The sequence below is a fragment of the Rhizobium sp. YAF28 genome (assembly GCF_052113285.1).
GTDB lineage: Bacteria > Pseudomonadota > Alphaproteobacteria > Rhizobiales > Rhizobiaceae > Rhizobium.
This window is the reverse complement of the sequence record NZ_JBFRCX010000013.1, coordinates 65,457-91,316: the sequence shown is the minus strand read 5'-3', so window position 1 is coordinate 91,316 and position 25,860 is coordinate 65,457. Positions and strand designations below refer to the sequence as shown.

Here is a 25,860-nt window from a genome sequence, read left to right as displayed (position 1 = left end):
ATCATCATCCGAAAGCCGGGCGGCGAAAAACCGCTCGGTTTTTTTATCGCAGCTCTTAACTGAGGCTGCCAATCACCTCGTCGGCGGCCCGCAACCCGCTCTCCCAGGCGCCATGTGCCGTCGAGAAGTCCGATTGATGCGTCGCCTCACCGGCGAAGAACAGTCGGTCGGCGACCGGACGCGCGAGGATGGTGCGGGCGCCGGCATGGCCGGGCAGGGCATGGCTGTAGGAGCCGCGAACCCAATCCGTGTGGCACCAGGACGAGGCTGCGAGCGGACGCAGGTGGCGGCGCATGTTGTTCCCCAAGAGCGATGACAGCTGGTCGAGGGCGAAGGCGAAGGCATCGAGCAGGCCAGCCTGTTCGATGACGACGGCGCCCTTACCGCCGAAGAAGCCTTCGACGACCGGACGTCCGAGCGGCCGGATATAATAGCTGCCGGTCTCGTCGTTCCTGGCATCGCCGAGCAGATGCGTTTCCGGCTCGAGGCCATGATTGCCGTGAAGCTCCATGAACAGCTTGTCGGCAAGGCCGAGCGGCAGTTGCGCTGCGGCGTGCAGGTGATCATCGGCCTCAGGGTCAAAGGCGATCATGCCGCGGGCGAGAACATTGGTCGAGACCGTGGCGATTACCGCACCTGCCGTCACCGGACCGCGATCGGTTTCAAGCCGGACACCCTCACCGGTCAGCGCGATACGGCGCACCGGCGTCGACAGGCGCAAGGTCACGTCTGGAATGGCAGCAGCGATCAGGTTTCCATAGCCTTCGTGCACGCGCCAGTTGGCATCGGTTGCGGCATTGTCATAGGCAAGGAAGTCGGCAACCGACAGCCGCTCCAGCGGCGCGCCGTTCAGATAGCCGCTGAGCGACTGGCAATAGGCATTCCACTCACCATCCGGCTGCAGCGCATCCGAGGCCCTGTCGCTTGCCGGCGGATTGCCCCGCAGCCGCTCTTCAAGCGCCTCCCAGGCAGCGGCGGCAGCCGCACGTTCTTCCGGCGAGAAACCGAGATCGCACCACTGGTTCTGCCAGGCCGTCGGCCCGCGCTCGATCGTAAAGCCTGCCTCGCGGCCGATCGCGACGAGCGGATTGCGCTCGGCCGAATGCAGCCAGCCACAGCCCATATCGAGCGGCATGCCGGAAAGTTCGACCGTCCAGGCCCGGCCGCCAACACGGTCACTGGCTTCGAGGATGATGACCGAGCGTCCTGCATCGGTCAGCCTTCGTGCCGCAGCAATGCCCGCCGCGCCGGCACCGATAACAGCCACGTCGTAGTCCATCGTCACCGTTTCGCTCCGCGCTTCGTCATCACCCTGATAGGCTTAAGCTTTACATGGGAGCCGCACCCGCTTCAATGCGCGAGAAAGCCTGCTACTATGCCGTCATGACCTTCTTCGAAACCCTCGTTGCCCTGCTGGCCGTCGCCATCCTGCTCCTGCAGATCACCCGGCGCATGCATCTGCCCTATCCCGGCATTCTAGCCGCTGCCGGCGTCGGCGTGGCGATGCTGCCTGGTGCGCCTGTCATCCCGATCGACCCGCCGACGGCGCTTGCCCTATTCATCGCACCGGTGCTTGTCGATTCCGCCTATGATTTCCCGATGGGGGCTGCGCGGCGCATGCTGCTGCCGCTGATCTTCTATGCCGTCATTGCCGTTCTGGTGACGACGGGCGTGGTGGTGTCGATCAGCATGCTGACGGTCGGCCTGCCGATTGCGGTTGCGGTAACGCTCGGCGCCATCGTTGCTCCGCCCGATGCTGCTGCCGCGACCGCCGTGCTTTCCAATCTGCCGGTGGATCGGCGTGTGGACGCTCTGCTCAAGGGCGAAAGCCTGTTTAACGACGCAACGGCGCTGTTGCTGTTTGGAGCGGCACTCACGGTCCAGGCGCGCGGCGGGCTCGATGGCGCGACCGCCCTCCAGATCGGCTTCGCAGCACCTGGCGGCATTTTGCTCGGCATCGTCTTCGGCTTTTTCGTCTCGCGGCTCCGACCGATCACCGAAAACACGGTCGGCGGCACCCTGCTGCAGTTCGTCTATGCCTTTTCGACCTGGCTGATCGCCGAGCATCTGCACCTCTCGGCCGTCCTGGCAACGGTTGCAAGCGCCATGACGATCGCCACGCTGTCGACGGTCGACGATTCCCCTCGCATGCGGGTGCATTCCTTCGCGGTCTGGACGACCGTCGTCTTTCTGCTGAACGTCGTCGCCTTCCTGCTGATGGGGCTGCAGGCGCGCAGCATCGTCGAATCCATGTCCGCCGACGCGCTCGAGCGGGCGCTCGGCTTTGCCGCCATCGTGGTGGTTGGCGTCATCCTGGCGCGCCTGGCGATGGCTTTCCTCCTGCATGCGATCGTCATTTCGCGCCACCGGCGCGGCAATCTGCTGGCGCCCTTCAGGCACGGGGAGACCTTCCTGGTCGGCTGGTCCGGCATGCGCGGCTTGGTCACGCTCGCCACCGCCTTTGCCCTGCCCGCCGACTTTCCGGAACGTGACCTCGTCGTGCTGACAGCCTTTGCCGTGGTGTTGGCAACGCTTGTCATCCAGGGAGCGACACTTGCCCCGATGATCCACTTCCTGAAACTCGGGCGGCAAGGCCAATTCCATGACGAACTGGAAGCGGCAAGACGTTCGCTCGCCGAGGCGGCGTTCCAGCGGCTCGAAAAGGAAGGCGGTGCCGAGGCCGAGGCCATCCGGACGATCTGCAAGGACCACTGGACGGTGCCCTCGGACCGTGGCGAGACCTCGCCGCTCGTGCGGCGCCGCAAGCTGACGATTGCCACCGTGATCGCCCAGCGCCAGCGTCTGGAGGAACTGCGTGACAAGGACAGGATCGGGCCGACGCAATATCTCGAATTGCAGGAAGATCTCGACTGGAAGCAGCTCTCGGTCGGCTCCGACGAGGATCGGCGCATTACCGAGAGCTGAGGGTAGGCTGCAGATAAGGGCGCGCCCTTGCTGTCGCCCCTTATCTGTATGCGATCCCGTCAATGTCCGCAGCAACTGCCGCTGGCCTTATCCCCCTGATCGGAAGCGGCCGAGCCGTGGTTGTCACGGCTATGCTCATTGCGGGCAGCGGGGAGGTTCATGGCAATGTTGCTGTCGAAGAAGCCGTTCGGCTTCAGGGTAAAGCCCGCATATTCGACCGGCATGATCGGAAAATCCTCCGGTTTGCAGACATGTGTATGCCCGAAAGAATGCCAGAGCACGATATCGGCGTTTTCGATATTCCGGTTGTTCTCGACATATTTCGGCAGGCCGTCTCCGCCTGCATGCACATTCGGATAGTCGCCGGACGCATATTTTTCCTTCGCGTCGAAAGCCGTCACCCAGATGTGCTTCTTGGCAAATCCGCCACGCTGAGCAACGGTCGACCCCTCCTGGGCGAGCATCAGGGGACTTGGCATGACCACCATTTTATAGCCGGGCGCATTGCCCACGGAATTCTGCTCGTTGGGGTTCTGGACCTTCCAATACCGGCCGGTCTCGCCATTGGCGACGGCGGGACTATCGAGCTCCCGTTTCAAGATTCTCGTCTTCGTATCGAAGACGTTGCCATAGGGATTGTCCTCGCCCCATGGGCGCGGTTGGAACTCGTGTTCGCTGACGGTATTTCCGCCGCCATCGATATCCATGTGCAGGCGGGCATTGAAGAAATGCTGGTGGGTCGGGCCGCCGAGATTGTCGTCGACCATTCCACCCCAAGCATATTTCTGGCCACTCGCCACAGCCGCGGTCTGGATAATTCCGGTAAGCTTTGCTTCGAGCTGGATGGTGCCATCCTGATAGAGATACCAGTAGAAGCCGTAGTCATAATTGCCGACCGTCGCGAAGAAGGAGATGACGAGACGGCGCGATCTCCTCACTTCAAAAATGCCGTTTCTGAACTCGTAGTGCTTCCAGAGAATCCCAAAATCCTCCTCATGCATGCAAACGGCGTTCTTCATCATTACCGGCTGGCCGAAATCATCCGCCGACGGGATATCGAAATAGTGTATCTGGCCAAGGCAATCGCAGCCGAGCTCAAGGCTGTTGGCGAGCCGCCCCAGCCCATATTCTCCGGCGTCGAAAGCGCTCTTCCAATAGTGGTTGGCGGTCGGATCGGCATAGGGCACGACCATTTCGGTCACCGAGGCACGGAAGATCACGGGACGAAGCTTGCCGCCATTTTTAATACCTAGCTCATGCAGGACAAGACCTTCGCGAGGCGTAAAACCCACACGAAACGACCAGTCCTGCCATTGCACTGTCCAGCCATCGACCGAGAAGCTCGGTCCCTGCGGCTGCACGATATTGAGCGGCTTTACATCCTGACGGACATCGGAAAAGGACTCCTGTCCGTAATTGCGCTTCTTCCTCGGCACCGGAATGACGGTCTCGTCGTCGACGAGATCGACCACCTGATTGCTGATCAGGTCGACAACGGCAACAACCCCTTCGATCGGATGGGCGTAGCCGTTGTCGCGGATATCTTCGCGCCAATAGGAGACGGCGCGAACGATGCGGGCACCCTTTTCAAATTCCCGTCCGAAAAAACCCGAGGAAAACGGGTCGATCTGGACGAGCGGAATATCTTCATCGGTGATACCGCGCTTCTTGACGGCGGCGATCCAGCGCGGGTCCGATTTGACTGTCGCCTCGACGGTCTCGAACTCGCAAAGCATGACAGGTGGCTGCCCGTAGGGCGCTGATTCAAGCGGCAGCCTCTTATGCTCGACGACAGTTTTTTTCGACAGGTCGACGATCGATTCATGGACTTCGCCCGAACTGGAATCCAACGAGAGGACAAATGCCAGCCGAGGAAGCTTCCTTCCGTCGCGATGCATGGCCATGTCGGATTTGGTCGGCTCCTCCAGGCGAATGATCGGGAAGCGGATCGATTGCGGCAGTTGCTTTTCGTCCTTCAGAATTGCGACGGCTTCCGAGATCTCTGTCAGGCTCAACGGGTCGAGCGGATAGGCGAGCGTTTCTACAATGGCGTCCATTGTCAGTCCTTCATGTGCTTTGGGTGGTGGCAGTGCGCATCTGGCTGCACACTGCAGGGCTCAGCCGTCAGCGGCCGGAGCAGATGTCCATTTCGGGCATGCGATCACCATGGATGCAGAAGACAGAGCAAAATGCGTGTGCTTCTGCCGCCATCAGGATTGTGGCGATGGTCAAAGCCATCAAAGTGATCAGCGACATCCGGTCGACGAGGGTCAAAGGTTGAAGTCTCGTCATTCGAAGGCTTTCCCGAGCGAGGCATAGAGTTCAGGCTTCACGGTCCTGATGCGCACCGCAAAGGCGGCCCCGATCAGGCCGGTCAGCACCACCATCAGAGGGAAGGATTTTACGATCACGCTTTCCGATCCCGACAGGAGCGGCAGGTTGACGATAACGAGGACGATCGAGCCGAGGATACCGAGCAGCGCCAGGACCGGTGCCACCGTCGTGGTCCATAGACTGTAGCGATGCGGCAATCCCCGGAAGAAGAGAACGATGGCAACGCAGACAAGGGCCTGGACGGCCAGGATCCCGAGGACGGCCAGAGCGGACATCCAGGAAAAGACGACCGTATAGGGATCGGCGCCAGCTGCGATGAAGCAGACAAGCGCGAGGGCGGCAATGGCGCTCTGGATGGCACCCGCGATATAGGGCGAACCATGGACCGGATGGACCTTGCCCAGAGCCCTGACGGCGAGCCCTTCGCGGCCGAGCGCGTAGAAATACCGGTTCAGCGTGTTGTGGAAGGACAAGATGCAGGCAAAGAGGCTGGTGATCAGCAGGATATTCATCACCTGCGACGACCATTGTCCGAGGACCGCGTCGGAGGCGACGAAATAGAGAGTTTCCAAGCCACTGCCGGCAGTCGCCTGCACCTTCGAAGGGCCATAGAACTGCACGATGGCCCAGGTCGACAGCGCGTAGAAGACGGTGATCAGCAAAACGGCGGCATAGGTTGCGCGCGGGATCGTTTTTTCCGGGTTTTCCGCCTCTTCTCCGAAGATGGCAGTGGCCTCGAAACCGATGAAGGAGCCGACCACAAAGACGAGCGCGACGCCGAGGCCCGGCGAAAATACGATGGCCGGGCTGAAGGAGGAGAGGCTGAAACCTTCCGGCCCACCGCCGGTCAGCACAATGCCGATGTCGAGAAGCAGAAGGATAGCGACCTCAGCCAGCATGCAGATGCCGAGGATCGTGCCTGAAAAGGCAATGTTTCGCCGACCGCAAAGATGGACGGCCACGAGCGCGGCAAAGGAACAAGCCCACCACGGCAGCGTCACGATCGATGCCACGGCGCCGCTCATGAAGACACCGAACAACCCGTAGATGGCGATCTGTACCGACGAGTAGGTCAGAAGCGCCATCAGCGCACCGCCGACACCGGCCGGCTTGCCGATGCCCTGCGTGATGTAGGTGTAGAAGGCCCCCGTCCCGCCGACATGCCGGCTCATCGCCGTGAAGCCGACCGAGAAGACGAGATACAGGATCCCTGCCAGGACGAAGGCACCCGGTACACCGGGTCCATTGCCGAAAGCGAAAGCTGCGGGCGTCGCCCCGACAACGGCGGTGAGCGGCGCTGCTGCCGCCACGACGAAGAAGACGATATGGGCAAGGCCGACGGAGTTTTTCGCGAGGCGATCGGGAGGATTTCCCAAAGTGGTGTGCGTTGTCATGAGAACCCCTGTTTTTGATTTTCATCAACACGGTAGCCCCCACCGATTGGCCTCAAAATTGCAGTTCATGCCAATGAATCGATAATTCGCGCCATCACTGGCGGCGGGGAACAAAAACATGTCATCTGCCCAGCAAACCGGCACGCCCGCGCAGATATTTGCTTCAATTCGTGCGTCTGTGCTGCTGCCGCTCATCGAACAGATCGACCGGAAATCCGGCAAGGCAGATGTATTGCTTGCCCTTCATGGTCTTCTGCGCAGCCAGCTTGACGATCCCTATGCCATGATCCCCATGAACCGATATGTGGCGATTTTCGAAGATGCGGCATCGATCGTCGGAGATCCGACGATCGGCGCATTGCTTGGAACCCTGTTCAAGCCGAGCGATATTGGCCCGATCGGCGTGCTGTTTTCGATATCGAGCACGATCCGTACCGGCTTCGAACGATTGGCGAAATATGTGAACACCGTCCAGAGCGGCACCAATTCCGGTGTCTTTCAGGAAGACGGCAATCTGGTCTGGAGCTACCGCCTCGACGATCCCAGGCTCTGGCCGAGACGGCAGGACAGCGAGTTCACACTGGCCGCGTCCTGCCAGCTCGTCCGTGCCTGCTTCGCACGCGGATGGAGACCCGTCGAAGTCCATTTTGAACATCGCGCGCCTCGCGATCCGACGACCTTGCAGCGGATTTTCCGGGCGCCCTTAAAATTCGGCGAGTCTGCCAATCGCATCGTCGTTTCTGCAGAAGACGCCCACCGCGTCTACCGGCAGGAGCAGCCCGACCTGGCGGCGGTCCTGGAGCGCCATATCGCGGATCTGAGCGGCAAGTTGTTGCAGTCGGACTCGACCGTCGGTCATGTGCGATCATTGATCGGGATCTATCTGGGACACAAACCCATCACGCTCGTCGGGCTTTCGCAGGAGCTCAGCCTTTCGCCGCGAACCTTGCAACGGCGCCTCTCCGAGCAGGGGACATCGTTGAGGGATCTGATGCGGGAATACCGCCAAAGTATCCTTACACTGCAGAGACAGAACGGCGCGGTCAGAATGAAAGAGCTTGCGCAAGTCCTGGGTTACGCGGACGAGACGGTGCTGTGGCGCGCCCGCAAACATTGGGAACGCGTGCAGTAGACAGCAAACAATGCTGCGGCAGATCCGTAGGACCAGCCGCAGGAATCAAGGGAATTCGGCCCGGCGCCCTCAGCGGATGCTGAACGGGAAATATTTCGCGTTGATCGTATCGTAGGTATCGCCGTCCTGGATTTCTGCAAGCGCGGCATTGAGCTTGTCCAGCAGCGGCTTGTCGGTCGGGCGCACAGCGATGCCGGCGCCGTCACCGAAATATTCGGTGTTCTTGATATCCTCGCCCTTGAATTCGCAGCAGCTGCCGGCCTTGGTGTTTGCGAGCCAGTCGTAGACGGCGAGCTTGTCTTCCAGGATGATATCGACCTTGCCGTCGGCAAGGCCCTTGTAAAGATCCGGCGATGCCTGGAATACGGTCGTTTCGACGCCGCTGTAGAATTTCTTTGCGTAGGATTCCTGGGAGGTTGCTGCCGTCACGCCGAGCCGCAGTTTCTTCAGATCATCGGCTGACGTGCCGGCAATCTCGTCGTTTTTGCGCGCGATGAAGACCGTCGGGCTGTCATAATACTTCTCGGTGAAGGCAACCTTTTCTCGCCGCTCCGCGCTCATCGACATTGACGAGATGATCGCGTCATATTTGTTGTCGAGCAGGTTCGGGATCATCGCCGTCCATTCCTGGATGACAAATTCGCACTTCAACTTCGCTGTCTCGCAAAGGGCCTTGGCGATATCCACGTCGAATCCCTGAAGCTGATTATTGGAATCGACATAGTTGAACGGCGGAAATGCGCCCTCGACGGCTATGCGGATGCTGTCGTTTTCGGCAGCCCGGACAATAGCGGGCTCAAAAATACTGACCGCAACAACGGCCGCACAGGCAAATTCGAAGAACTTCGAACGATAGAGAGATCCTAATCGCAACATATCAATCACCTTGATGTAGAGCTCGATTGCCAACCTTGCATCGGCAAGCGTTGCGCAATGAGCAGCCAATCACAAAACGATTAAAAAGCTCATCATTTTGGGCCATCAATTTTGATGCTGCTTGAAAAGCATTTTGTAAACAATCGCGGTCAGTATCAGGACGCTCGGGAGAAGACTGCGTGCCTGCTAATCCGTCTTTAAGATTATTTGCTCACAGAGCGACCTGGACGTCGTCCGGGTCGATACTGGTGCTGCTTGCCATCAGCGGCCTGGCAATTCTTGGCCTGGTGTTCCTGGCTGCCATCTGGGCCGGGAGGGAAAGCGACGCAGCTGCCCTTGATCGGCAGCGCCAACTCGTCAACGGCCGCCTCCTGGATCAGGTACAGCGCGTATCGCAGGACATCCAGCTGATGGGCGCAGGCTATGCTTCACTGCTCCTGGCGGATTCGGCGACGGCCGGCGACAAGAGCGAGCGCGCAGGCACGACATCGGCCGGGACATTCGGCAAGATCGCGACAACGGTATTCGGCTACAACGCGGCATTCCTCGTGACCCCGGCAGGCGAGCTTGCCCTACAGTCCGATCCCGAAACGAAACGCCGCTTCAAATGGGTGCGACCGCTGCTTCAGCCGATGATCCAGGATCTGGAAGCAAGGAACCACGGTGCGCCGCAGGGGCCGAGCTCCGATCCGGAACCCAGCCGGGTGGAGCTGATGCGGCTTGAGGGCCGCCCTTCGGTCGCCGGCGTCGTTTCGGTCACGGGTTCTTCGAAAGTGGATTCGCAGGAAGGAAATGACGGCAACAGGCTCTACCTCGTGGCGTTCCGCTTCCTCGACGGTGTCACGCTCGATACGCTGAGCCGCGAACAGGGTTTGGCCGGCGCTCGTTATGCCCGCACCGCGGACCAGGAACAGAATGAAGTTGCATTCGAAATCGAGGCAACGGCATCAGGCGACCCGATCGGCTTCATCATCTGGAGGCCGGATCTGCCGGGCTCACGCGTCATCGGCCGGCTTGTTCCCGTGCTCTCCGTGGCCGGCCTTGTCATCGCCGGCCTCTTCTTCGCCCTGATGGGCCGTTTGCGCGGCAGCCTCAGAGAGCTCAGCGCCAGCGAACATCACGCACGGCACCTTTCACTGCATGACGTATTGACGGGCCTGCCGAACCGGGCGCTGTTTGCAGCCCGTTTCGAGCAATGCCTTGCGGCTATGAAATCGTCCGGCGAGATCGCCGTCCTTGCCCTTGTCGATCTCGACAAATTCAAGGAAGTGAATGACATTCATGGGCATGCCGCCGGTGACGATCTGCTGCGCGGCGCCGTCGACAGGATGAATGCCCTGATCGAACCAGGCGACACGCTTGCAAGGCTCGGCGGCGATGAATTCGCCCTGCTTCTTCCTGCTGTCAGGGAGGACGACGATAGTTACGTCCTCCTCTGCAACGCCATTATCGAGGCCCTGAGCAAGCCGTTCCAGCTTCGTGGCTGTGACGTCGTCGTGCGCATCGGATGCTCGATCGGCATCGCGGCCTTTCATGACGCGGCTGAGGCAACGAGCGAAATTTTGCGGCGTGCGGACGTCGCCCTTTATGAAGCCAAGACCAAAGGGCGAGGCCGCCTGATCGAATATGATCCTTCTCTGGATCACCGGGTCGAGGCACGGGAAAACCTCAAGAACGATCTTCGCCTCGTGCTGGACGGTCCTACGTATATCCCCGATAACGCCGAGAATGCACATTCAGGTGATCCGGGCCATCTGGAGGTCTTCTTTCAGGGCGTGCATCGTGCTGACGCGCATGAAAAACTTTCGGGTGCAGAGGCCCTCGTGCGGTGGCGCCACCCCACGCTTGGGCTGCTGTCGCCGGACAAGTTCATCCCGATCGCCGAGGAAGCCGGCATGATCGACCAGCTCGGCGGGTGGGTGCTGAGGAACGCAGCAAAGGCAGCCGCAGGCTGGCCAGCCGATATGTCGGTCGCCGTCAACGTCTCGCCCTCGCAAATCCGGCATCGGGACTTCGACCGCCACGTGCTGTCGACCCTGGCGGAAACCGGTCTGCCACCATCACGCCTCGAGCTGGAACTGACGGAAGCAGCCCTCTTCAACATCGACGAGACCGCGCAGGGCACACTCGGCAGGCTTCGTTCCCACGGGATCCGGATTGCGCTCGACGATTTCGGCACCGGCTTTTCTTCGCTCAGTCACCTCATTCAGTTCAATATCGACCGCATCAAGATCGACCGGTCCTTCGTGCGGTTGCTCGGAACACAGGCCGAGGGCGCCGCCATCGTTTCGGCGATCCTGGGCTTGAGCCGGACGCTTGGAAAAGCGACAACGGCGGAAGGCGTCGAGACGAAGGGGCAGAGAGATTTTCTCGTTGCTGCCGGCTGCAACGACTTGCAGGGCTTCCTTTTCTCCCGCCCCTTGCCTCCGGCTGATTTCCTCTCGTCATTGCCATCTGCCGAAGCCGCGCGGCCGCAGTCGGTTGCCGCATCGTCCGCGCGCGGCTGATCGTCCATTTCGACGGGCCGCTCTCATTGCCTTTTGCCTATCATCCAGACAAGGTATGGCGCGCCGGCGAAGGCCGCAAAGAGTCCGAGCGGCAGTTCATAGGGAAAAGTGACAGTGCGGGCGCCGAGATCGGCGATCATCATCAGCACAGCGCCGATGACGGCGGAGGCGAGCAGGTTGCTGCCGGCCTTTTCGAAGCCGGCACGGTGGGCGATGTGCGGGGCCATCAGGCCGACAAAGCTCAAGGGGCCGACGAGCAGCGAAGCGGCAGCGGTCGCAATGCCTGCCGTCAGCACCATCAGCATGCGAGCACTAACAAGCGGTAAGCCAAGCGCAAGCGCGGTCGGCGCGCCAAGTGGCAGGATTGTCAGCCATCGCGTGAAGATCAGGCCGATTATCAGGATGACAATGGTGAGCCCGGCGAGGAACACAGCCGTTTGCGGCGTGGCGGCTGCAGCCGAGCCGCCGAGCCAGGAAAGGATCTGCCAGGCGCGCTGATCGCCGACGGCAAGAAGCGCACTCAGGATCGCCGACGAAAAGGCGCTGACGGAAATGCCTGCGAGCAGCAGGCGTTCGGGCGGCAGATGCCGGCGGGCGGCAAAGAGTGCCACGATGACAAGCACGACGATCGCGCCGCCGCCGGCGCCAAGAAAGAGGGCTGGCGCGCCGGCATTGGCGGACAAGCTCAAGGCAACGGCATAACCGACGCCGGCCCCGCCGCTGACACCCAGCACCTCGGGGCTTGCCATCGGATTGCCGGTGAGGCGCTGCAGCATGGCGCCCGCCATGGCGAGCAGGCCGCCGGCAGCGGCCGATGCCACCAGCCGCGGCCAGCGGGCGGGAAAGAGCTCCCAGAAGAGATCGCCGCGGAGCAACGTCCAACCATCCGGCAGGCGCGCAACGCAAAGGGCCGCCCAGGCAAGCGGCGGCAGCAGGCAGGAGATGAGGACGAGGCGCGACAGCGGCGCGCGGGAAACGACGACGCTATCGGGCGGCTGCGGCGGCTCGACGGCGCGCACCTGCGGCAGCAGCCAGAGCAATAGCGGTCCGCCGATCAACGCCGTCACGGACCCCGTCGGGAAGGTCTCGCCGGCCGAGGAGGCGACGAGCTGGACGATGCCATCGCAGAACCAGAGCAATAACCCACCGGCAATAGGCGAGAGCAACAGGATGCTGCGCGTCGTGCGGATACCAAGCAGGCGCACCAGCGCCGGGGCGGCAAGGCCGACGAAGCTGACAAGCCCGACGGCAGCGGCAACGCCGGCGCTCAGCGCCACGGCAAGGCTTGCAATAGCAATGCGTGTGCCGGCAAGTGCCACACCGAGCGAGCGGGCACTGCTGTCGCCGAGGCCGAGCAGGGTGAGCGGACGCAGCAACAGGAGGGTGATGGCGAGGCCGAGCAGCAGTTCGAGGCCGAGCGTTACCGTCGCCGACCAGTCCTGCTGGCTGAGCGAGCCGCCGTTCCAGGTCACCAGCGACATCAGATATTCGCCCTGCGAGAGCGTCATCGCCGCCGACAGCGCGCTGCAGGTAACGCCGACGAGCAGGCCAGAGACCACCATGGTGATGGGTTCGAAGCTGCGCCGCCAGCCGAGCAGGAAGACGATGGCGGTTGCCGCGGCCGCACCGGCAAGCGCAACAAGCCCGCGGTAGCCATCGAGCACCTCGGGGAAGAACAGTGTCGCAACGACGATCGCAAGCTGCGCGCCGGAGGAGACGCCGAGCGTCGAGGGATCGGCAATCGGGTTGCGCAGGAGGCGCTGCAAGAGGGCGCCGGCAAGCCCGAGGGCCGCACCGGCTAGAATCGCAACCGCCCCGCGCGGCAGGGCGGCGTAGGCGAAAATGATCTGCTGCGTCGTCATCTGCCCGGCATCGAAGGGCAAGGACGGCCAGTCGGCAAAAGGCAGATGGCTGAGTGCCCCCGACAGGAAGAGGCCGGCGGAGGCGACAAGGGCGAGAAGCGCGGCGGCGAGTGCGGCGGGTCTCATCACGGCCTTTCCCCTGACGACAGCATCGCCGCCTTGAAAAGCCGCGTGAAGCGGGCGGCCGCCGAAATGCCGCCATAGGGATTGATATTGGAAAGCATTAGCACGCGGCCAGAGCGCACCGGCTGCAGCGATTGCCAGATCATGCTGTTCTTCAGGCCGTTGCGGGCTTCGACCGGGATATCGGAGATGATGACGATGCGCGCCTCAGGCGCTGCGGCGAGGTTTTCGATCGGCACCGGCGCGGCGAACGTATAACGGGAGCGGTCCGTCCAGGCATTCGGCAGGCCGAGCCGGGACAGGATATCGCCGAACATGCTGTCGGCGCCGAAGATGCGGACGTGCCTGCTATCGCCGATATTGACGAGATAGGTCGGGCGCGCGGCAAAAGCCTGGAGGCTGACGCGCGCCTCCTCGAAAAGGGCTGCCTGTTCAGCCACGACTTCGCGGCCTTGCGCTTCGCGGCCAAGCTCCTTTGCAAGTGCCGAAACGGCATCCACCGCCTTCTGATAGGGCGGCTCGCCCCTGTTATAGAAGGGCAGCGACAGGACAGGCGCAATCGCCCGAAAGCTCGCCTCGAACCTGACATAGAAGGGCGAAATCAGAATGAGGTCCGGGCGCAGCAGGCGCAGGAGTTCGAGGTTCGGCGATCCACGCAGGCCGAGATCGGCAACCGAGGGGTCGAGTACGGGCTCGACCGCATCCTTGCGGAACTGCACGAGCTCGGTCGCGGCAACTGGCATAATTCCGAGTGCCACCAGCGTTTCCAGCATGGCCCAGTCGATTGCCGCGATGCGCTTTGGCAGCGATTGGGACGCCTCCGCAAAGGCTTTGCCGGGAATAGCGAAAGCCGCCAGCAGTGCAAGCACCCGCCGACGGCTGATGCCCCGTCCATATGCATCTCGAAATTCACTCACCATTGAAAGGTCAGCTTGCCCATCACCGTTCTGCCATCGCCGTAGGTGCAGCCGAAGGAGCTGCAGCTTGCAACATAATCCTTGTCGGCAAGGTTCTTGAAGTTCAGCGAGGCAGTCACATTGTCCTTCTCGTAATGCAGTGCTGCATCGAAGAGGGTCATGGCGTCAAGATCGAGCGTGTTCTTGGTATCGCCATAGCGCTGGCCGACATAGCGCACGCCACCGCCGAGACCGAAGCCTTCGAGCGCCGTATCCTCGGGGAAGGTGTAGTCGAGCCAGAGGCTGGCGGCATGCTCCGGCACATTGTCCGGGCGCTTGCCGTCATCGATACCGCCGACGATTTCGGCCTGCATGTAGGTATAGGCAGCGCGCAGATCGAGCCCGTCGGTAAGGCTGGTAACGCCTTCCAGTTCGATGCCCTTGACGTTGACCTCGCCGATCTGCCCGGTCGCCGTGCCGCCGGACGGCAGCGCAAACGTCGTCAGCACATTCTTCTGCGTTAGGTCGTAGGCGGCCAGGGTGAAGACGCCGTTCCAGCCCTCCGGCTGATATTTGACACCCACTTCCACCTGTTCGCCTGTCGTTGGCTGCAGAGGACCACCGGTCGCAGGTACCGGCACCGGCTCGAAAGAAGTGGCATAACCGATATAGGGGGCGATGCCATTGTCGAAGACATAGCTGAGGCCGGCGCGACCGGTCAGCTTCTGGTCGTCCTTGTCGAGTGAGCGCGACACACCCGTCAGTCGGTTCGTCGACGTTCCCTCGGTGCTGGCCCAGTCTTGCCGAAGGGCTGCCGTTGCACGCCAGTTCTCATAGGCAAGCTCGTCCTGCACGTAGAGGCCGACCTGCGTCATGGTGGAATCTACGGAGGTGCTGAGCGTCGGGGCGATCAGCCTGACCGAACCATAGACCGGATTGAAGGCATCGAGCGACGTGGCGCGCCAGAACTCCGTGCCGACATTGTTACTGTAATAGCGATAGTCGAGACCAAACAGCATCTTGTGCTGGATCTCGCCGGTCTCGAATTCCGCAAGCAGGTTGTTGTCGACGTTGAACGTGTTGAGAAGCTCGTCCTGGATGGTGGCGTTGCGGTTGATCGTCCGGCCGCCTGTAAGGCCTGCCGTCGACATGCCGAGTGCCTTATAATTCCAGTCGAAATTCTGGTAGCGGAGGTGCTGGCGGAAGGTCCAGGTATCGTTCAGGCGATGTTCCAGCTCATAGCCGAGATTGGTGAGCGTCCGGTCGGATGTATCGAAGCTCTTGTCGCCGACGAAGAAATCCCGCGACAGGCGGTTGGCGCCCCTCGCATTGAGAGTGAGTGAAGGCGGCAGACCGGATGGCGTGCTCGGATTGTCGTGCTGGATGCTGGTCAGGATCGTCAGCTTGGTGTCTTCATCCGGCTGCCAGGTGAGCGCCGGAGCGATGAAGTAGCGGTCATTGTCGAGTTCGTCGACCTGCGCCGAAGCCGTCCTTGCAAGCCCCGTCAGACGATAGCCGAAATCGGAATTGCCGGGAATGATGTCGCCGAAATCGAAATAGGTGCCGTAGGTATCATAGCTGCCGGCCTGCACGCCGACTTCACCGAAACGTTCGAAGACCGGCCGCTTGCTGATAAGATTGATCATGCCGCCCGGATTGCCCTGGCCATACATGACAGAAGCCGGGCCGCGCAGCACTTCGATACGCTCGAGCTGATAGGGGTCGACCGCGGGCGCGCCTGCCGTGCGCATCATGCGCAACCCGTTCAGGAACTGCGCCTGGCGGCTGTCGAAACCGCGGATACGCGGCGAGTCGAAGCGCGGGTCCGCGCCATAGGGCTCGCCGACGACCCCGGGCACGTAATCGAGCGCCTGGCCGACGGTTTCGGCGTCCTGCGACTTCAGCTGGTCGGCCGTCAGCACCGAGATCGATTGCTGGGTTTCGATGAGCGGCGTGCCGGTCTTGGTCGCCGTTGCACTCGTCCTGGCAACGAAGCCCTTTACCGGCGCCGTCGGGTCCTCGTCCTTGGAGCCGCTGATGACGATCGGGGCGAGCGTCGTCGGATTGGCCTCTTGCGCGGTCGCCGGAAACAGCGGCGCCAGAAGCACGCTTGCCAGCGCTGTGGTCGAAGCAAATTTGAGGAGGTGAAGAGAACCAGTCATTGGGGGCTCGTTATATGCCGTAAAACTGGATTTTTCTAATCATGTTATTTTTCGAAGGTCCAATAAATGCGGCTCGAATTTTTTATAAGCGCGGGTTATGAAACTTCCCCGTTGTCATAGATTTGAATTGTTCCAGGAGAGAAATTTGGCGCTGACCGACCCCGGCTTCGAACTCCGCCATCTGCGATATTTCGTAACCCTGGTCGAGGAGCGGAATTTCGAACGTGCGGCTGTCAGGCTCGGCATCGCCCAGCCAGGTCTCAGCCAGCAGATCAGGAGCCTCGAAAAGATTGTCGGCACGCCGCTGCTCGATCGGAGCCGGCGCGGCGTGCAGCTCACGCATTCGGGCGAGACCCTGTTTCAGGAGGCCCGCAAGGTGCTAGCCCAGACTGAGGCGACGGTCGCCGCCATCCATCGCGCCGGGCGCGGCGAAAGCGGACGCATCTCGATCGGCTATGTCGCTTCTGCTGCCTATTCCGGCGCGGTCGTCGGCTCGATCAGGGACTTCAAGCGCCACTATCCCTATGTCGAGGTTGAACTGCAGGAAATGGAGCTGCGCCAGCAGCTGCAGCGCATAGCCGACGGTTTGCTCGATTTCGGCTATATCCGCGCGCCGGCGCCAATACCGCCTGGCGTTTCCGTCCAGATCGTGCTGCGCGAGCCGCTGGTTGCCATGGTGCCCGCGGATCATGAATTCTCAGAGCGGGCCTTCGATACGCTCGCCCGACTGGCCGACAATACCTTCATCACGCCACGCCAACCGCCGGAAGTCGGCTTTCACCGCAACACGCTGCAGGCCTGCCGGGAGGCGGGCTTCGAACCATCTGTCAAGGCCATCGCACACGACTTCACCGAAATCGCCGCCCTCGTCGGCATCGGCACCGGCATCGCGCTGGTACCGCAATCCATGAGCCGGGTGGAACTGCCCGATATCCACTACCGGCCACTTCGGAGTGTGACGATAACGTCGGACGTGGCTATCGCCTACCGCAAGGGCGAAAGTTCGCCTGCCACCAAGGCTTTCATTGGCCGGCACCGGCAGAAGATCAGCCCTCCGGCATCGGGCGAGATAGTCAACGCGCCGGCGTCTGTCGAACCATCGGATACGGCCCTGTCTGCATTGCGCCGTTCGCCGTTTGTCGGGTCCGAACTTGTTCTTTCGAGACCGGAAGAGGAAGGCATAAAGTCGATCTGTGACGCAGATCCATCTGTCATCCGACTTCAAAGCTTGGAATGAAGAACAAGGTGATCTGCATTATTTAAGAGAATGTCTACATGGAGCTGGCGATGGCCATCAACAACAACAACGCAGAGGCGGATGCTCTGACGCGGGAGTTCGTCACCATGGCCGGGGTCAGTATGACTGATGCGATTGTGATCGCCATGAAAGAGGCTATCGAACGTCGTACCAGGAGCGAGAGCCCGGCCGAGACTGCAGCCCGGCTCAGGAAGAAGCATGGCATTTCCCTGACACAATCCTCCCGCAAGCCGCTTTCCCGTGAGGTCATTGATTCCCTGTGGGACGAAGGCTGATGTTCATCGAGGTCTGCGCGATCATCGCCCTCCTGTCGGATGAACCGGAGGCCAAGCGGGTATCCGATGCGATCGCGGCGGCGCGCGACCCATTCACCTCTCCTGTCGCAATGCTCGAAGCGGCTTTGGGGCTCGCGCGACCCGACAAGTTTGGCTTGCCCCTGATGCAGTGGAAGCGCTGCAGATGGAATTCTGGAGGCTCGTAGGATCGAGATCCGCGACCTTCCCCCGGCTCGTGAAACAACGCGCCTCGCTCTTTCAGCTGCGCATCGGTATCGCGCCAGCCGCAGAGGCCTTAACCTTGGCGACTGCCTCCACTACGCCTGTGCGAAATACTATGGCGTTCCTATTCTGGCGACAGATAACGAATTTCGTGAGACTGATATCGAAACCGTTCTGTAATTTTACGCCAACGCCGGCCCGCAAATCGTCAGGACAATTCATACAGGCTTCGGATCCGACGGCATTGATCGTCCATCCGCGCGTCTTTGGCTAACGACCAGATACCCTAGCGCACTGACGAAGATGGTAAGAAGTATCCATAGCTCGTTGACATATGTGATCCAATGTTCCCCGAGCCTGAGGCTCAGAATGCGATCCATCAGAAACATCAGGTCAATGGTGGACCCCGGCGGCAAGCCCACGATCCAGCCGAATGATGCGACCATCGGGATGCAGATGACCGCGGAGATCATCGTCGAGACAAACGCGCTGACGCCCGCAAACCGCCAGGAGATCGTGAGCGCGCCGGCGCGGTTTTCATCCTCTCCTTTCCAGATGGACAGGAAGATGATGAAGGCGAAGAAGAAGAGCAGCGTTACGGGAAATCTGAAGGAAAATAGGCCGAGGGAAAAACCGACGGCCCAGAAATTGAACCCGGCAAGAAGAACATCATGGGCTGCGAGCAGCCACAGCACCGCGGCAGGCGTCCACAAGACGCTCAGGCCCGCGCGCGCGCATCGCCTCGCAATGAACGTCAGCATTGCGACGGCGTAGACAAATACCAGGATGATGCGGCCAAACAGGCCGAACACCAGAGCGACGGCGCCGCAGGTGTCGGCCGCGCAGGCGGTTGTCTTGACGGCAGCAAAGAGGAGAAGCGGAAAACCGCCGATGAGGGCAATCCACAGCGCGGTGAACACGCTGCTATATATCGCGAAGCTTTTGCGGGTCATGGTCTCTCCATCGTCAGCAGAAGCTTGCCAGACGGCGCTTAAGGACCCGAGAAACCAATCGATAAAATGCTGCTGGGTCACGCTGCCCGATATCAACGACAGGTCAATCGGCTGCGTGGCGGTGACTTCCGACGTGGCGATCGCCAGCCGTAGGGGCGGGTCACTCGCACTCGAGCTGCGGCTGCCTGAAGCTCGTCACATACCACTCGCCGCCGGAATTGCGGGTGTAGAAAGTGTAAAAACATTCCGTCCGCTCGACATGACCAGGCGTCTCCGTCACTTCGTAACGTTCGCCGCGGCGCGTCTGGCGTACCTCGCCGCTGGAACTGCCGGAGACCACCTGCGTCTTGTCCTTGCGCCATTGATAGGCCCGCTCACCAGGGCGCATCTCATAGACATTGTCGGGCGGGCCGTAATCCAGCATGACGCTGCTGATCGGCACGCCGACATAGCTCTTCATGATCTGCGAGGCACAGGCTGCCAGCATGAACGTGGCCGGGCGCAGTCGAGAAGAATTGGCCGCGGCCAACTCCGTTTCCCTGTCTTCATCGATCGGTCCTCTGCGCGTGGATTTATCCTCGCCAAGATGGATAGGGCCGATGGATTGCCGATACATTGCGGCTTTGGCGTCAGCCGCGATCCGCCCTTCATGACAATTACACGACACAATTGGAACAAGGGTGGAAACGCTTGTAACCCGCCTGACATTGGGGCGCTCTAAAGAGGCGGCATGAGCATTGCCTGCCGCCGGAAACTGCCGCAGGCCCTATTGGAGAGCGCCGGCATGAAGATCGTCCAGATCACCGACACGCATTTCAGCCCCTCGATACCGCATTTCAACGGCAACTGGCAGCCGCTTGCGGATTGGGTCAACGGCAGCGGTGCGGATCTCGTCATCCATACCGGCGATCTCGCCGTCGATGGCGCCGACAAGGACGAGGATCTGACCTTCTGCATGGAACTGATGCAGCAGGTAAAGATCCCGATGCTGATCGTTCCGGGCAATCATGATGTCGGCCATCTGCCGGGTTCGCTGCAGCCGGTCGATGCGACAAGGCTCAGCCGCTGGCGCAGCCTCGTCGGCCCCGATTACTGGCTGGAAGATGCCGGCAACTGGCGCCTCATCGGCCTCGACAGCCTGCTGATGGGCATGGAGAATGACGAGCAGGAAACGCAATTCGCATGGCTGGAAAAGGCGCTTGCCGAGCGGGCCGGCCGGCGCATCGCGATGTTTGCCCATAAGCCGCTCTTCGTCGATACGCCCGATGAAGGCGATACCGGGTACTGGAGCATCCGCCCGGCCCAGCGTCAGAGGCTTTACGATCTGATCGCCGCCCATGATGTCGCGCTTTATGCCAGCGGCCACCTGCACTGGGCCTGGAAGGGCCGTTTCAACGATACCTCGCTCATCTGGGGACCGTCCGCTGCCTTCATCATTGGCACGATGGAGCGTGAGATGCCGGGCGAGAAGCTTGTTGGAGCCGTGCTTCACGATCTCGGCGACGGCGTCACGAGCGAGATCGTCACCATATCAGGCATGAAGGCACATGTGCTCGACGATGTGGTCGCCGAAGTCTATCCGCACGAGGTCCACAAGGTGCAGAAAGAGCCGGCGCAATGAGCCCGCTGACGCTTTCGGCCATTTCCAAATCCTATGGCGACAACGCCATTCTCAGGAACATCAGCCTCGATGTGCAGCCGGGCGAATTTATCGCGCTTGTAGGCCCTTCGGGCTGCGGCAAGAGCACGCTCTTGCGCATCCTTGCCGGCCTCGACCATGCTGACACCGGCGAGATCCTCATCGGCGGGCGAGAAATGTCCAATGTGGCGGCCGCAGACCGCAACATCGCCATGGTCTTTCAGTCCTACGCGCTCTATCCACATCTGACGGCCGGCCAGAATATCGCCGTTCCGCTTGCCATGCGGCGCTTAAGCCGCATTCAGCGTCTTCCCTTCCTTGGTCCTGTCCTGCCCGGCTACCGCGCCATTCGTTCGGGCATTTCCCGCGATGTGCAGGAAACGGCCAAAGCCCTGAAGATCGACCATCTCCTGGAGCGCAAGCCTGGCCAGATGTCGGGCGGCCAGCGGCAGCGCGTGGCGCTCGCCCGCGCCATGGTGCGCCATCCGAGCGTCTTTCTGATGGACGAACCGCTGTCGAACCTCGATGCCAATCTGCGCGTCCATGCACGCGGCGAAATCGTCGAATTACATCGCCGCGCCGGCGTGCCGACCGTCTATGTCACCCACGATCAGGCCGAGGCGCTCTCCATGGCCGACCGCGTCGCCGTGATGATCGGCGGCCAGCTTTTGCAGCTGGCGCCTCCGCAGGTCATCTATGACGATCCTGCTCATGTCGAGGTCGCCCGCTTCGTCGGCCAGCCGCGCATCAATCTCTTGCCGGCGCGCGCCGATGGCGGAACGATTGCTTTCGGCGATATCAGGCTCACGTTGGAAGAAGCCAATCCTGCCGGGTCCGACGTGACGATCGGCATCCGTCCGGAGTTCGTGCGGCTTGCGGCTGAGGGCCAGACCTCACTTCCCGGCCGCATCGAGCGCATGGAATTCCTCGGCTCCGAGGTGATCCTGTTCTGCCGCCTCGATGCAATCGGCGAGGCCGTACTTGCCAAGCTTGCGCCTGCTGATGCCGCAGGCCTTTCTGCCGGCATGCCCGTCGCCCTCTCCTTTCAACCCGACAAGGCTATGGTCTTTGCACCCGACGGCCGCCGGCTGCGCACTGCCGCACTTTCCGCCGATACCAGCAGGGAGAAGGCCCATGGCTAGTATTGCCGCAGGCGAGATCCGATCGGTCGCACCATCCGTCAGGCATGAGCGACGCGAGGCACAGACGGCCTGGCTGCTGACGCTACCAGCGATTATCCTGATCGTCCTCTTCGTGCTGCTGCCGATCGTCGCCGTCGTCTTCCTCGGCTTTACCGATTTCGAACTCGGCGTCGGCAAGTTCCGTTTCGTCGGCTTCGATAACTATGCCGAGCTCTTTGCCGACCGCACCTTCCGCAAGTCGCTATGGAACACCACGGTCTATACGGCGATCGTGGCACCCGTCTCGATCCTGCTCGGCCTTGGTGTGGCCATGCTGATCGAGAGCGAGGGCTGGGGAAAGAGCTTCTTCCGCACTGCCTATTTCCTCCCCGTCGTCTCGCTGATCGTCGCCATGGCGACCGTCTGGCAATATCTCTTCCATCCGACGATCGGTCCGCTCAATGCGCTCATCGGTCTCGTCGGCCTGCCGAAGCCAAACTGGCTCGGCTCCTCGGCAACAGCACTTTACAGCCTCTCCATCATCGGTGTGTGGCAGACGGTCGGCTTCAACATGGTGCTGTTCCTCGCCGGGCTGACGGCGATCCCGCGAGAACTCTATGCCGCCGCCGAAATCGATGGCGCCAAATCCTCGCTCGACCGCTTTTTCCTCGTCACCTGGCCGATGCTCGGGCCGACGGCGCTTTTTGTGACCACGATCAGCATCATCAACGCCGTGAAGACCTTCGAGACGGTCAAGACGCTGACGGATGGCGGCCCCAATCACGCCTCCGAAGTTCTGCTTTTCACCATCTATCAGGAGGGATTCGTCTACATGAAGGTTGGCTATGCCTCGGCCATGACCGTGGTCTTCCTCGCCATCCTCGTGGTGATGATGTTCCTGCAATACCGCTTCCTCGACCGGCGGGTGCACTATTCATGAAGACGCGCTCCAGCTTCACTCCCGGCCGGCTCGTACGTCTGGCACTGCTCATACTCGGCGCGGTCATCTTCCTCGCGCCCTACATCTTCATGACATCGGCCGCCGGCAAGTCGCAGGACGACATCTTCACAGCCGCGCTTTCGCTGATCCCGACGCAGTTTTACTACGTGCAGAATTTTACCAAGGCGCTCGACAAGGTAGCGATGGGCACGCTCTTGTGGAACGGCGTAGTGGTCTGCGCGCTGATCTTCGTCTTCCAGGTGCTGGTCGCGATCCCCTGCGCCTATGCCATGGCGAAGCTGAAGTTCCGTGCCGGCCGCATGATGATGGTGCTCGTGCTGCTCGGCCTCTTGGTGCCGATCCATGCGACGGCGCTGCCGCTCTACGTCGCCTTCGACAGCCTGTCGCTGCTCAACGGCTATACGGCGCTGGTCGCTCCCTTCACCATCTCTGTCTTTGCGATCTTCCTGTTCCTGCAGTTCTTCCGCGCCATGCCGGACGACCTGATCCATGCTGCGCGTCTCGACGGCATGTCCGAGCTCGGCATCGTCTCACGCGTCATCGTGCCGAATGCCTGGCCGGCGGTCACGGCTTTCGCGATCTTTTCGGTCGTCGCCCATTGGAACGACCTCTACTGGCCGCTGATCGTCATCAGCAAGCCGGGTTACGCCACCCCGCCGCTCGGCCTGATGAACTTCCGCGCCGCGGAAGCCGGCGACGACTACGGCGCCCTGATGGCAGCCACCATCATCATCACCATTCCCCTCGTTGCAGCTTTTCTCTTCGCGCAGAAACGTTTCGTCGAGGGCATCACCATGACCGGTCTCAAAGGCTGACCGGCTGAACCCAGGAGAACGAGCGATGAAGCATTTCACCCAGTTCCTCGCAGCAGCGGCTCTGTCCGTGGCGGCGGCACTGCCGGCCCACGCCGAAACGACGCTGACGATCCATTACCCGATGCCGGGCTTCTTCAAAGACGTGATGGACACGATCTCGAAGAAGTTCATGGAAGAAAACCCTGATATCAAGATCCAGTTCGCCGCTCCCTCGGCGACCTATGAAGATGGTATCCAGCTGATCCTGCGCCAGGCCGGCACGTCTGAAATGCCCGACATCACCTTCATCGGCCTCAACCGCCTGCGCATGCTGAACGAGCGCAATGTCGCCATCGACATGACGCCGCTCGTCCAGAAGGAAGGCAACATGGCCGAGAAGGGCTTCTCGGACACGATCTTGAAGCTCGCCCAGGTCAACGGCAAGCAGGTGGGCCTTGCCTTCGCCACGTCCAACCCGATCATGTATTACAATGCCGATCTCGTGAAGGCAGCCGGCGGCAATCCCGACACTCCGCCGAAGACCTGGGACGAAGTCATCGCGCTCGCCGGTAAGATCAAGGCGCTCGGTAACGGCGTCGACGGCATGGACTTCCGCTGGCAGGGCGACGATTGGATGTTCTCCGCCCTCCTCTTCGGTGCCGGCGGCAAGATGCTGAGCGATGACGAGCAGAAGGTGGCCTTCAACGGTCCGGAAGGCCAGAAAGCCGTCGAACTGATCAGCCGCTTCGTCAAGGAAGGCGGCATGCCGGTCTTCACCAAAGCAGCCGGCGAACAGGCCTTCGCAGCCGGCAAGGTCGGCTTCGAATTCCAGACGACCGGCGCACTCGTCAACACGATCAAGAATGTCGGCACCAAGTTCGATCTGCGTACCGCCCAGATCCCGCTGATCGATCCGGACAAGGGCCATCTGCCGACCGGCGGCAACGCCGTCGTCATCCTCGCCAAGGATGCCGCCAAGCAGGATGCCGCCTGGAAGTTCGCCAAGTTCGCAGCCGGCCCCTATGGCGCCTCCGTCGTCGTTCCCGGCACCGGCTACGTGCCGAACAACGAGCTTGCCGCCAAGTCCGCCGAATATCTCGGCGACTTCTACAAGAAGAACCCGCTCTTCCAGGCAGGCCTCAGCCAGATGCCGCGCATGATCCCGTGGTACGCCTTCCCCGGCACCAATGGCGTCAAGGTCACCCAGACGATCGTCGACAACCTGTCGCGCATCGTCGATGGCTCGGCCGAGCCGAAGGAAGCTCTCGACGACGCAGCCTCCGACGTCGAAGGCATGCTGCCGCGCAGCTAAATCTCGCCGTTAAGTCGCGGCTCAAGCCGCCCGCGGTCTCGATCCGGAACCGCCGCATCCACGGGGTGCGGCGGTTTCTTCGTTTTGGAGGTTTCGCACCGTGCCGCCTGGGCGCAAGGCATGCGACAATTCCAGGTGTCTCAATGGCGCATCATTCTCGACGATATCGAGCAGCAACGACGCTGCCGTCGCGCCCATGCTGAGATCGGGCATTTCGATCGAGGTCAGCGTCGGATTGATGAGCTTGCCGATGGCGATGCCGTCGAAGCCGGCGACCGAGATATCGTCGGGAACACGCAAGCCCTCGCGATGGATGGCGCCGATGACGCCAAGCGCGATCAGATCGTTCGAGCCGATGATGGCGGTCGGGGCAAATGTCCGCAATACCTGGCCGAGATCCATTTGGTCGTAGCCGATGACGAAGGGCACCTCTAGGGCTTCGAGCGGGGCCACGCCCGCTGCCTCCATCGTCTGCAGATAGCCGCGGTAGCGCAAAAGCGCACGGTCTGAACCCCTGAAGCTGCCCGAGACATAGAGGATGCGCCGGTGGCCCATGGATAAGAGATGTTCGGTCAGCCGGCAGCCAGCCGCATAATTGTTGACGGTGACGGCAGCAGGATATCGGGCCGTTGGAGAGCTGCCAAGCAGTACTGTCGGCGGCAGGTCCTGCGCCAATGCCGGGCTTGTCTCACCATTGCAGACCGTCAGGATCAGCCCGGTCGGCCGCTCACCGAGAAGCCCTGCCACGGCGTTGGCCTCCTGATCGGGATCGTAATTCGACTGGGCGATGAGAACGCTGTGGCCGGCAATCAGCATGCGGTTCTGGATGCCCGAGAGGGACGAAGCGAAAACCGGATTGGTCACGCTTGGCACCAGCACGCCGATAACGGGCCGGCGGCCGCTGCGGGCAGACGGTGCGGCCGCACGATAGCCGACTTCGGCTGCAGCACGGCGCACGCGAAGTGTCGCCGCCTGGCTGACGGGACCGCTGAGGTTCAGCACGCGGCTTGCCGTCGCCATCGAACATCCGGCCCTCAGCGCAACCTGTTTCAACGTCGTCATCGCCGCTCCGTCTCCGTCGAGGTTTGGCAGGCTCTTACGGGCGGATTGTCAT

At 61.5% G+C, this 25,860-nt stretch carries 22 protein-coding genes and 1 pseudogene; 12 read left to right on the top strand and 11 right to left on the bottom strand.

The features are described 5' to 3' along the window. Positions 1–55: 55 nt before the first annotated feature. Positions 56–1,279, bottom strand: a complete 1,224-nt coding sequence (locus AB4Z13_RS26435) for a flavin monoamine oxidase family protein (RefSeq protein WP_442207314.1) — start codon at positions 1,277–1,279, stop codon at positions 56–58. Between the two features lie 104 nt (positions 1,280–1,383). Between AB4Z13_RS26435 and AB4Z13_RS26430 the strand changes: the two genes are divergently transcribed. Then, a complete protein-coding gene (locus tag AB4Z13_RS26430) occupies positions 1,384–2,925 on the top strand; it encodes a cation:proton antiporter domain-containing protein (RefSeq protein WP_113320311.1) in 1,542 nt (513 codons plus the stop codon). A 59-nt stretch (positions 2,926–2,984) separates the two neighbouring features. Here AB4Z13_RS26430 and AB4Z13_RS26425 read toward each other — a convergent pair whose 3' ends face one another. The 3 genes from AB4Z13_RS26425 to AB4Z13_RS26415 form a co-directional block, all read right to left on the bottom strand. After that, a complete protein-coding gene (locus tag AB4Z13_RS26425) occupies positions 2,985–4,982 on the bottom strand; it encodes a primary-amine oxidase (protein ID WP_442207225.1) in 1,998 nt (665 codons plus the stop codon). Positions 4,983–5,049: 67 nt separating this feature from the next. After that, positions 5,050–5,199: a hypothetical protein gene (locus tag AB4Z13_RS26420; RefSeq protein WP_439018785.1), complete on the bottom strand. Its 150-nt coding sequence runs from the start codon at positions 5,197–5,199 to the stop codon at positions 5,050–5,052. A gap of 14 nt (positions 5,200–5,213) precedes the next feature. Next, a complete protein-coding gene (locus AB4Z13_RS26415) occupies positions 5,214–6,653 on the bottom strand; it encodes an APC family permease (protein ID WP_442207224.1) in 1,440 nt (479 codons plus the stop codon). Between the two features lie 118 nt (positions 6,654–6,771). Here AB4Z13_RS26415 and AB4Z13_RS26410 point away from each other — a divergent pair, with 118 nt between their 5' ends. Then, complete coding sequence (locus AB4Z13_RS26410) at positions 6,772–7,785, top strand: AraC family transcriptional regulator (RefSeq protein ID WP_442207223.1); 1,014 nt, start codon at positions 6,772–6,774, stop codon at positions 7,783–7,785. Between the two features lie 69 nt (positions 7,786–7,854). Here AB4Z13_RS26410 and AB4Z13_RS26405 read toward each other — a convergent pair whose 3' ends face one another. Then, complete coding sequence (locus AB4Z13_RS26405; protein ID WP_113320312.1) at positions 7,855–8,661, bottom strand: transporter substrate-binding domain-containing protein; 807 nt, start codon at positions 8,659–8,661, stop codon at positions 7,855–7,857. Between the two features lie 248 nt (positions 8,662–8,909). Between AB4Z13_RS26405 and AB4Z13_RS26400 the strand changes: the two genes are divergently transcribed. Beyond that, positions 8,910–11,168 carry a putative bifunctional diguanylate cyclase/phosphodiesterase gene (locus AB4Z13_RS26400; RefSeq protein ID WP_442207222.1) on the top strand — a complete coding sequence of 753 codons (2,259 nt, stop codon included), beginning with the start codon at positions 8,910–8,912 and terminating at the stop codon, positions 11,166–11,168. A 23-nt stretch (positions 11,169–11,191) separates the two neighbouring features. Here the strand turns inward: AB4Z13_RS26400 and fhuB are convergent, their stop codons facing one another. Genes fhuB through AB4Z13_RS26385 form a run of 3 tightly spaced genes read right to left on the bottom strand, consistent with a single transcriptional unit; the run spans position 11,192 to position 16,211 of the window. Beyond that, positions 11,192–13,156 (bottom strand): Fe(3+)-hydroxamate ABC transporter permease FhuB, encoded by a 1,965-nt coding sequence (gene fhuB / locus AB4Z13_RS26395; RefSeq protein ID WP_442207313.1) that lies wholly within the window; start codon positions 13,154–13,156, stop codon positions 11,192–11,194. Next, entirely contained in the window at positions 13,156–14,073 is a 918-nt protein-coding gene (locus AB4Z13_RS26390; protein ID WP_442207221.1) for an iron-siderophore ABC transporter substrate-binding protein, read from the bottom strand. Before AB4Z13_RS26390 ends, fhuB begins: the two co-directional genes overlap by 1 nt. Next, positions 14,067–16,211, bottom strand: coding sequence for a TonB-dependent siderophore receptor (locus AB4Z13_RS26385; RefSeq protein ID WP_442207220.1), 2,145 nt, complete (start codon positions 16,209–16,211; stop codon positions 14,067–14,069). The genes AB4Z13_RS26390 and AB4Z13_RS26385 overlap by 7 nt, the downstream gene beginning before the upstream one ends. A gap of 145 nt (positions 16,212–16,356) precedes the next feature. On the opposite strand from AB4Z13_RS26385, the pseudogene AB4Z13_RS26380 reads away from it, so the two are divergent. The 4 genes and pseudogenes from AB4Z13_RS26380 to AB4Z13_RS26365 all read left to right on the top strand — a co-directional run. Continuing rightward, positions 16,357–17,238, top strand: a pseudogene (locus AB4Z13_RS26380) (LysR substrate-binding domain-containing protein); the annotation flags it as partial. A 260-nt stretch (positions 17,239–17,498) separates the two neighbouring features. Then, the gene (locus tag AB4Z13_RS26375; protein ID WP_113320313.1) at positions 17,499–17,744 is read left to right on the top strand and encodes a type II toxin-antitoxin system VapB family antitoxin; all 246 of its coding nucleotides are present in this window, start codon (positions 17,499–17,501) and stop codon (positions 17,742–17,744) included. Further along, entirely contained in the window at positions 17,744–17,950 is a 207-nt protein-coding gene (locus AB4Z13_RS26370; RefSeq protein WP_442207219.1) for a type II toxin-antitoxin system VapC family toxin, read from the top strand. The genes AB4Z13_RS26375 and AB4Z13_RS26370 overlap by 1 nt, the downstream gene beginning before the upstream one ends. Then, positions 17,934–18,146: a type II toxin-antitoxin system VapC family toxin gene (locus AB4Z13_RS26365; protein WP_442207311.1), complete on the top strand. Its 213-nt coding sequence runs from the start codon at positions 17,934–17,936 to the stop codon at positions 18,144–18,146. The genes AB4Z13_RS26370 and AB4Z13_RS26365 overlap by 17 nt, the downstream gene beginning before the upstream one ends. A gap of 38 nt (positions 18,147–18,184) precedes the next feature. Here the strand turns inward: AB4Z13_RS26365 and AB4Z13_RS26360 are convergent, their stop codons facing one another. After that, the gene (locus tag AB4Z13_RS26360) at positions 18,185–18,919 is read right to left on the bottom strand and encodes a hypothetical protein (RefSeq protein ID WP_113320257.1); all 735 of its coding nucleotides are present in this window, start codon (positions 18,917–18,919) and stop codon (positions 18,185–18,187) included. Positions 18,920–19,079: 160 nt separating this feature from the next. After that, positions 19,080–19,406, bottom strand: a complete 327-nt coding sequence (locus AB4Z13_RS26355; RefSeq protein ID WP_442207310.1) for a hypothetical protein — start codon at positions 19,404–19,406, stop codon at positions 19,080–19,082. Positions 19,407–19,703: 297 nt separating this feature from the next. On the opposite strand from AB4Z13_RS26355, the gene AB4Z13_RS26350 reads away from it, so the two are divergent. Genes AB4Z13_RS26350 through AB4Z13_RS26330 form a run of 5 tightly spaced genes read left to right on the top strand, consistent with a single transcriptional unit; the run spans position 19,704 to position 24,746 of the window. After that, on the top strand, positions 19,704–20,540 hold the full coding sequence (locus tag AB4Z13_RS26350; protein ID WP_442207309.1) for a metallophosphoesterase family protein: 837 nt from the start codon (positions 19,704–19,706) through the stop codon (positions 20,538–20,540). After that, positions 20,537–21,700 (top strand): ABC transporter ATP-binding protein, encoded by a 1,164-nt coding sequence (locus tag AB4Z13_RS26345; protein WP_113320259.1) that lies wholly within the window; start codon positions 20,537–20,539, stop codon positions 21,698–21,700. Before AB4Z13_RS26350 ends, AB4Z13_RS26345 begins: the two co-directional genes overlap by 4 nt. Continuing rightward, positions 21,693–22,619 carry a carbohydrate ABC transporter permease gene (locus AB4Z13_RS26340; RefSeq protein WP_113320260.1) on the top strand — a complete coding sequence of 309 codons (927 nt, stop codon included), beginning with the start codon at positions 21,693–21,695 and terminating at the stop codon, positions 22,617–22,619. The genes AB4Z13_RS26345 and AB4Z13_RS26340 overlap by 8 nt, the downstream gene beginning before the upstream one ends. Then, the gene (locus tag AB4Z13_RS26335) at positions 22,616–23,455 is read left to right on the top strand and encodes a carbohydrate ABC transporter permease (RefSeq protein ID WP_442207218.1); all 840 of its coding nucleotides are present in this window, start codon (positions 22,616–22,618) and stop codon (positions 23,453–23,455) included. Before AB4Z13_RS26340 ends, AB4Z13_RS26335 begins: the two co-directional genes overlap by 4 nt. 25 nt (positions 23,456–23,480) lie before the next feature. Beyond that, positions 23,481–24,746, top strand: a complete 1,266-nt coding sequence (locus AB4Z13_RS26330) for an ABC transporter substrate-binding protein (RefSeq protein ID WP_439018798.1) — start codon at positions 23,481–23,483, stop codon at positions 24,744–24,746. A 21-nt stretch (positions 24,747–24,767) separates the two neighbouring features. Here the strand turns inward: AB4Z13_RS26330 and AB4Z13_RS26325 are convergent, their stop codons facing one another. After that, a complete protein-coding gene (locus AB4Z13_RS26325; protein WP_442207217.1) occupies positions 24,768–25,808 on the bottom strand; it encodes a substrate-binding domain-containing protein in 1,041 nt (346 codons plus the stop codon). Positions 25,809–25,860: the final 52 nt, after the last annotated feature.

Coding starts and splice junctions, on each gene's coding strand:
- AB4Z13_RS26435 (WP_442207314.1), bottom strand. CDS start 1,279: ATGGACTACGACGTGGCTGTTATCGGTGCCGGCGCGGCGGGCATTGCT.
- AB4Z13_RS26430 (WP_113320311.1), top strand. CDS start 1,384: ATGACCTTCTTCGAAACCCTCGTTGCCCTGCTGGCCGTCGCCATCCTG.
- AB4Z13_RS26425 (WP_442207225.1), bottom strand. CDS start 4,982: ATGGACGCCATTGTAGAAACGCTCGCCTATCCGCTCGACCCGTTGAGC.
- AB4Z13_RS26415 (WP_442207224.1), bottom strand. CDS start 6,653: ATGACAACGCACACCACTTTGGGAAATCCTCCCGATCGCCTCGCGAAA.
- AB4Z13_RS26410 (WP_442207223.1), top strand. CDS start 6,772: ATGTCATCTGCCCAGCAAACCGGCACGCCCGCGCAGATATTTGCTTCA.
- AB4Z13_RS26405 (WP_113320312.1), bottom strand. CDS start 8,661: ATGTTGCGATTAGGATCTCTCTATCGTTCGAAGTTCTTCGAATTTGCC.
- fhuB (WP_442207313.1), bottom strand. CDS start 13,156: ATGAGACCCGCCGCACTCGCCGCCGCGCTTCTCGCCCTTGTCGCCTCC.
- AB4Z13_RS26390 (WP_442207221.1), bottom strand. CDS start 14,073: ATGGTGAGTGAATTTCGAGATGCATATGGACGGGGCATCAGCCGTCGG.
- AB4Z13_RS26385 (WP_442207220.1), bottom strand. CDS start 16,211: ATGACTGGTTCTCTTCACCTCCTCAAATTTGCTTCGACCACAGCGCTG.
- AB4Z13_RS26375 (WP_113320313.1), top strand. CDS start 17,499: ATGGCCATCAACAACAACAACGCAGAGGCGGATGCTCTGACGCGGGAG.
- AB4Z13_RS26370 (WP_442207219.1), top strand. CDS start 17,744: ATGTTCATCGAGGTCTGCGCGATCATCGCCCTCCTGTCGGATGAACCG.
- AB4Z13_RS26360 (WP_113320257.1), bottom strand. CDS start 18,919: ATGACCCGCAAAAGCTTCGCGATATATAGCAGCGTGTTCACCGCGCTG.
- AB4Z13_RS26355 (WP_442207310.1), bottom strand. CDS start 19,406: ATGCTGGCAGCCTGTGCCTCGCAGATCATGAAGAGCTATGTCGGCGTG.
- AB4Z13_RS26350 (WP_442207309.1), top strand. CDS start 19,704: ATGAAGATCGTCCAGATCACCGACACGCATTTCAGCCCCTCGATACCG.
- AB4Z13_RS26345 (WP_113320259.1), top strand. CDS start 20,537: ATGAGCCCGCTGACGCTTTCGGCCATTTCCAAATCCTATGGCGACAAC.
- AB4Z13_RS26340 (WP_113320260.1), top strand. CDS start 21,693: ATGGCTAGTATTGCCGCAGGCGAGATCCGATCGGTCGCACCATCCGTC.
- AB4Z13_RS26335 (WP_442207218.1), top strand. CDS start 22,616: ATGAAGACGCGCTCCAGCTTCACTCCCGGCCGGCTCGTACGTCTGGCA.
- AB4Z13_RS26330 (WP_439018798.1), top strand. CDS start 23,481: ATGAAGCATTTCACCCAGTTCCTCGCAGCAGCGGCTCTGTCCGTGGCG.
- AB4Z13_RS26325 (WP_442207217.1), bottom strand. CDS start 25,808: ATGACGACGTTGAAACAGGTTGCGCTGAGGGCCGGATGTTCGATGGCG.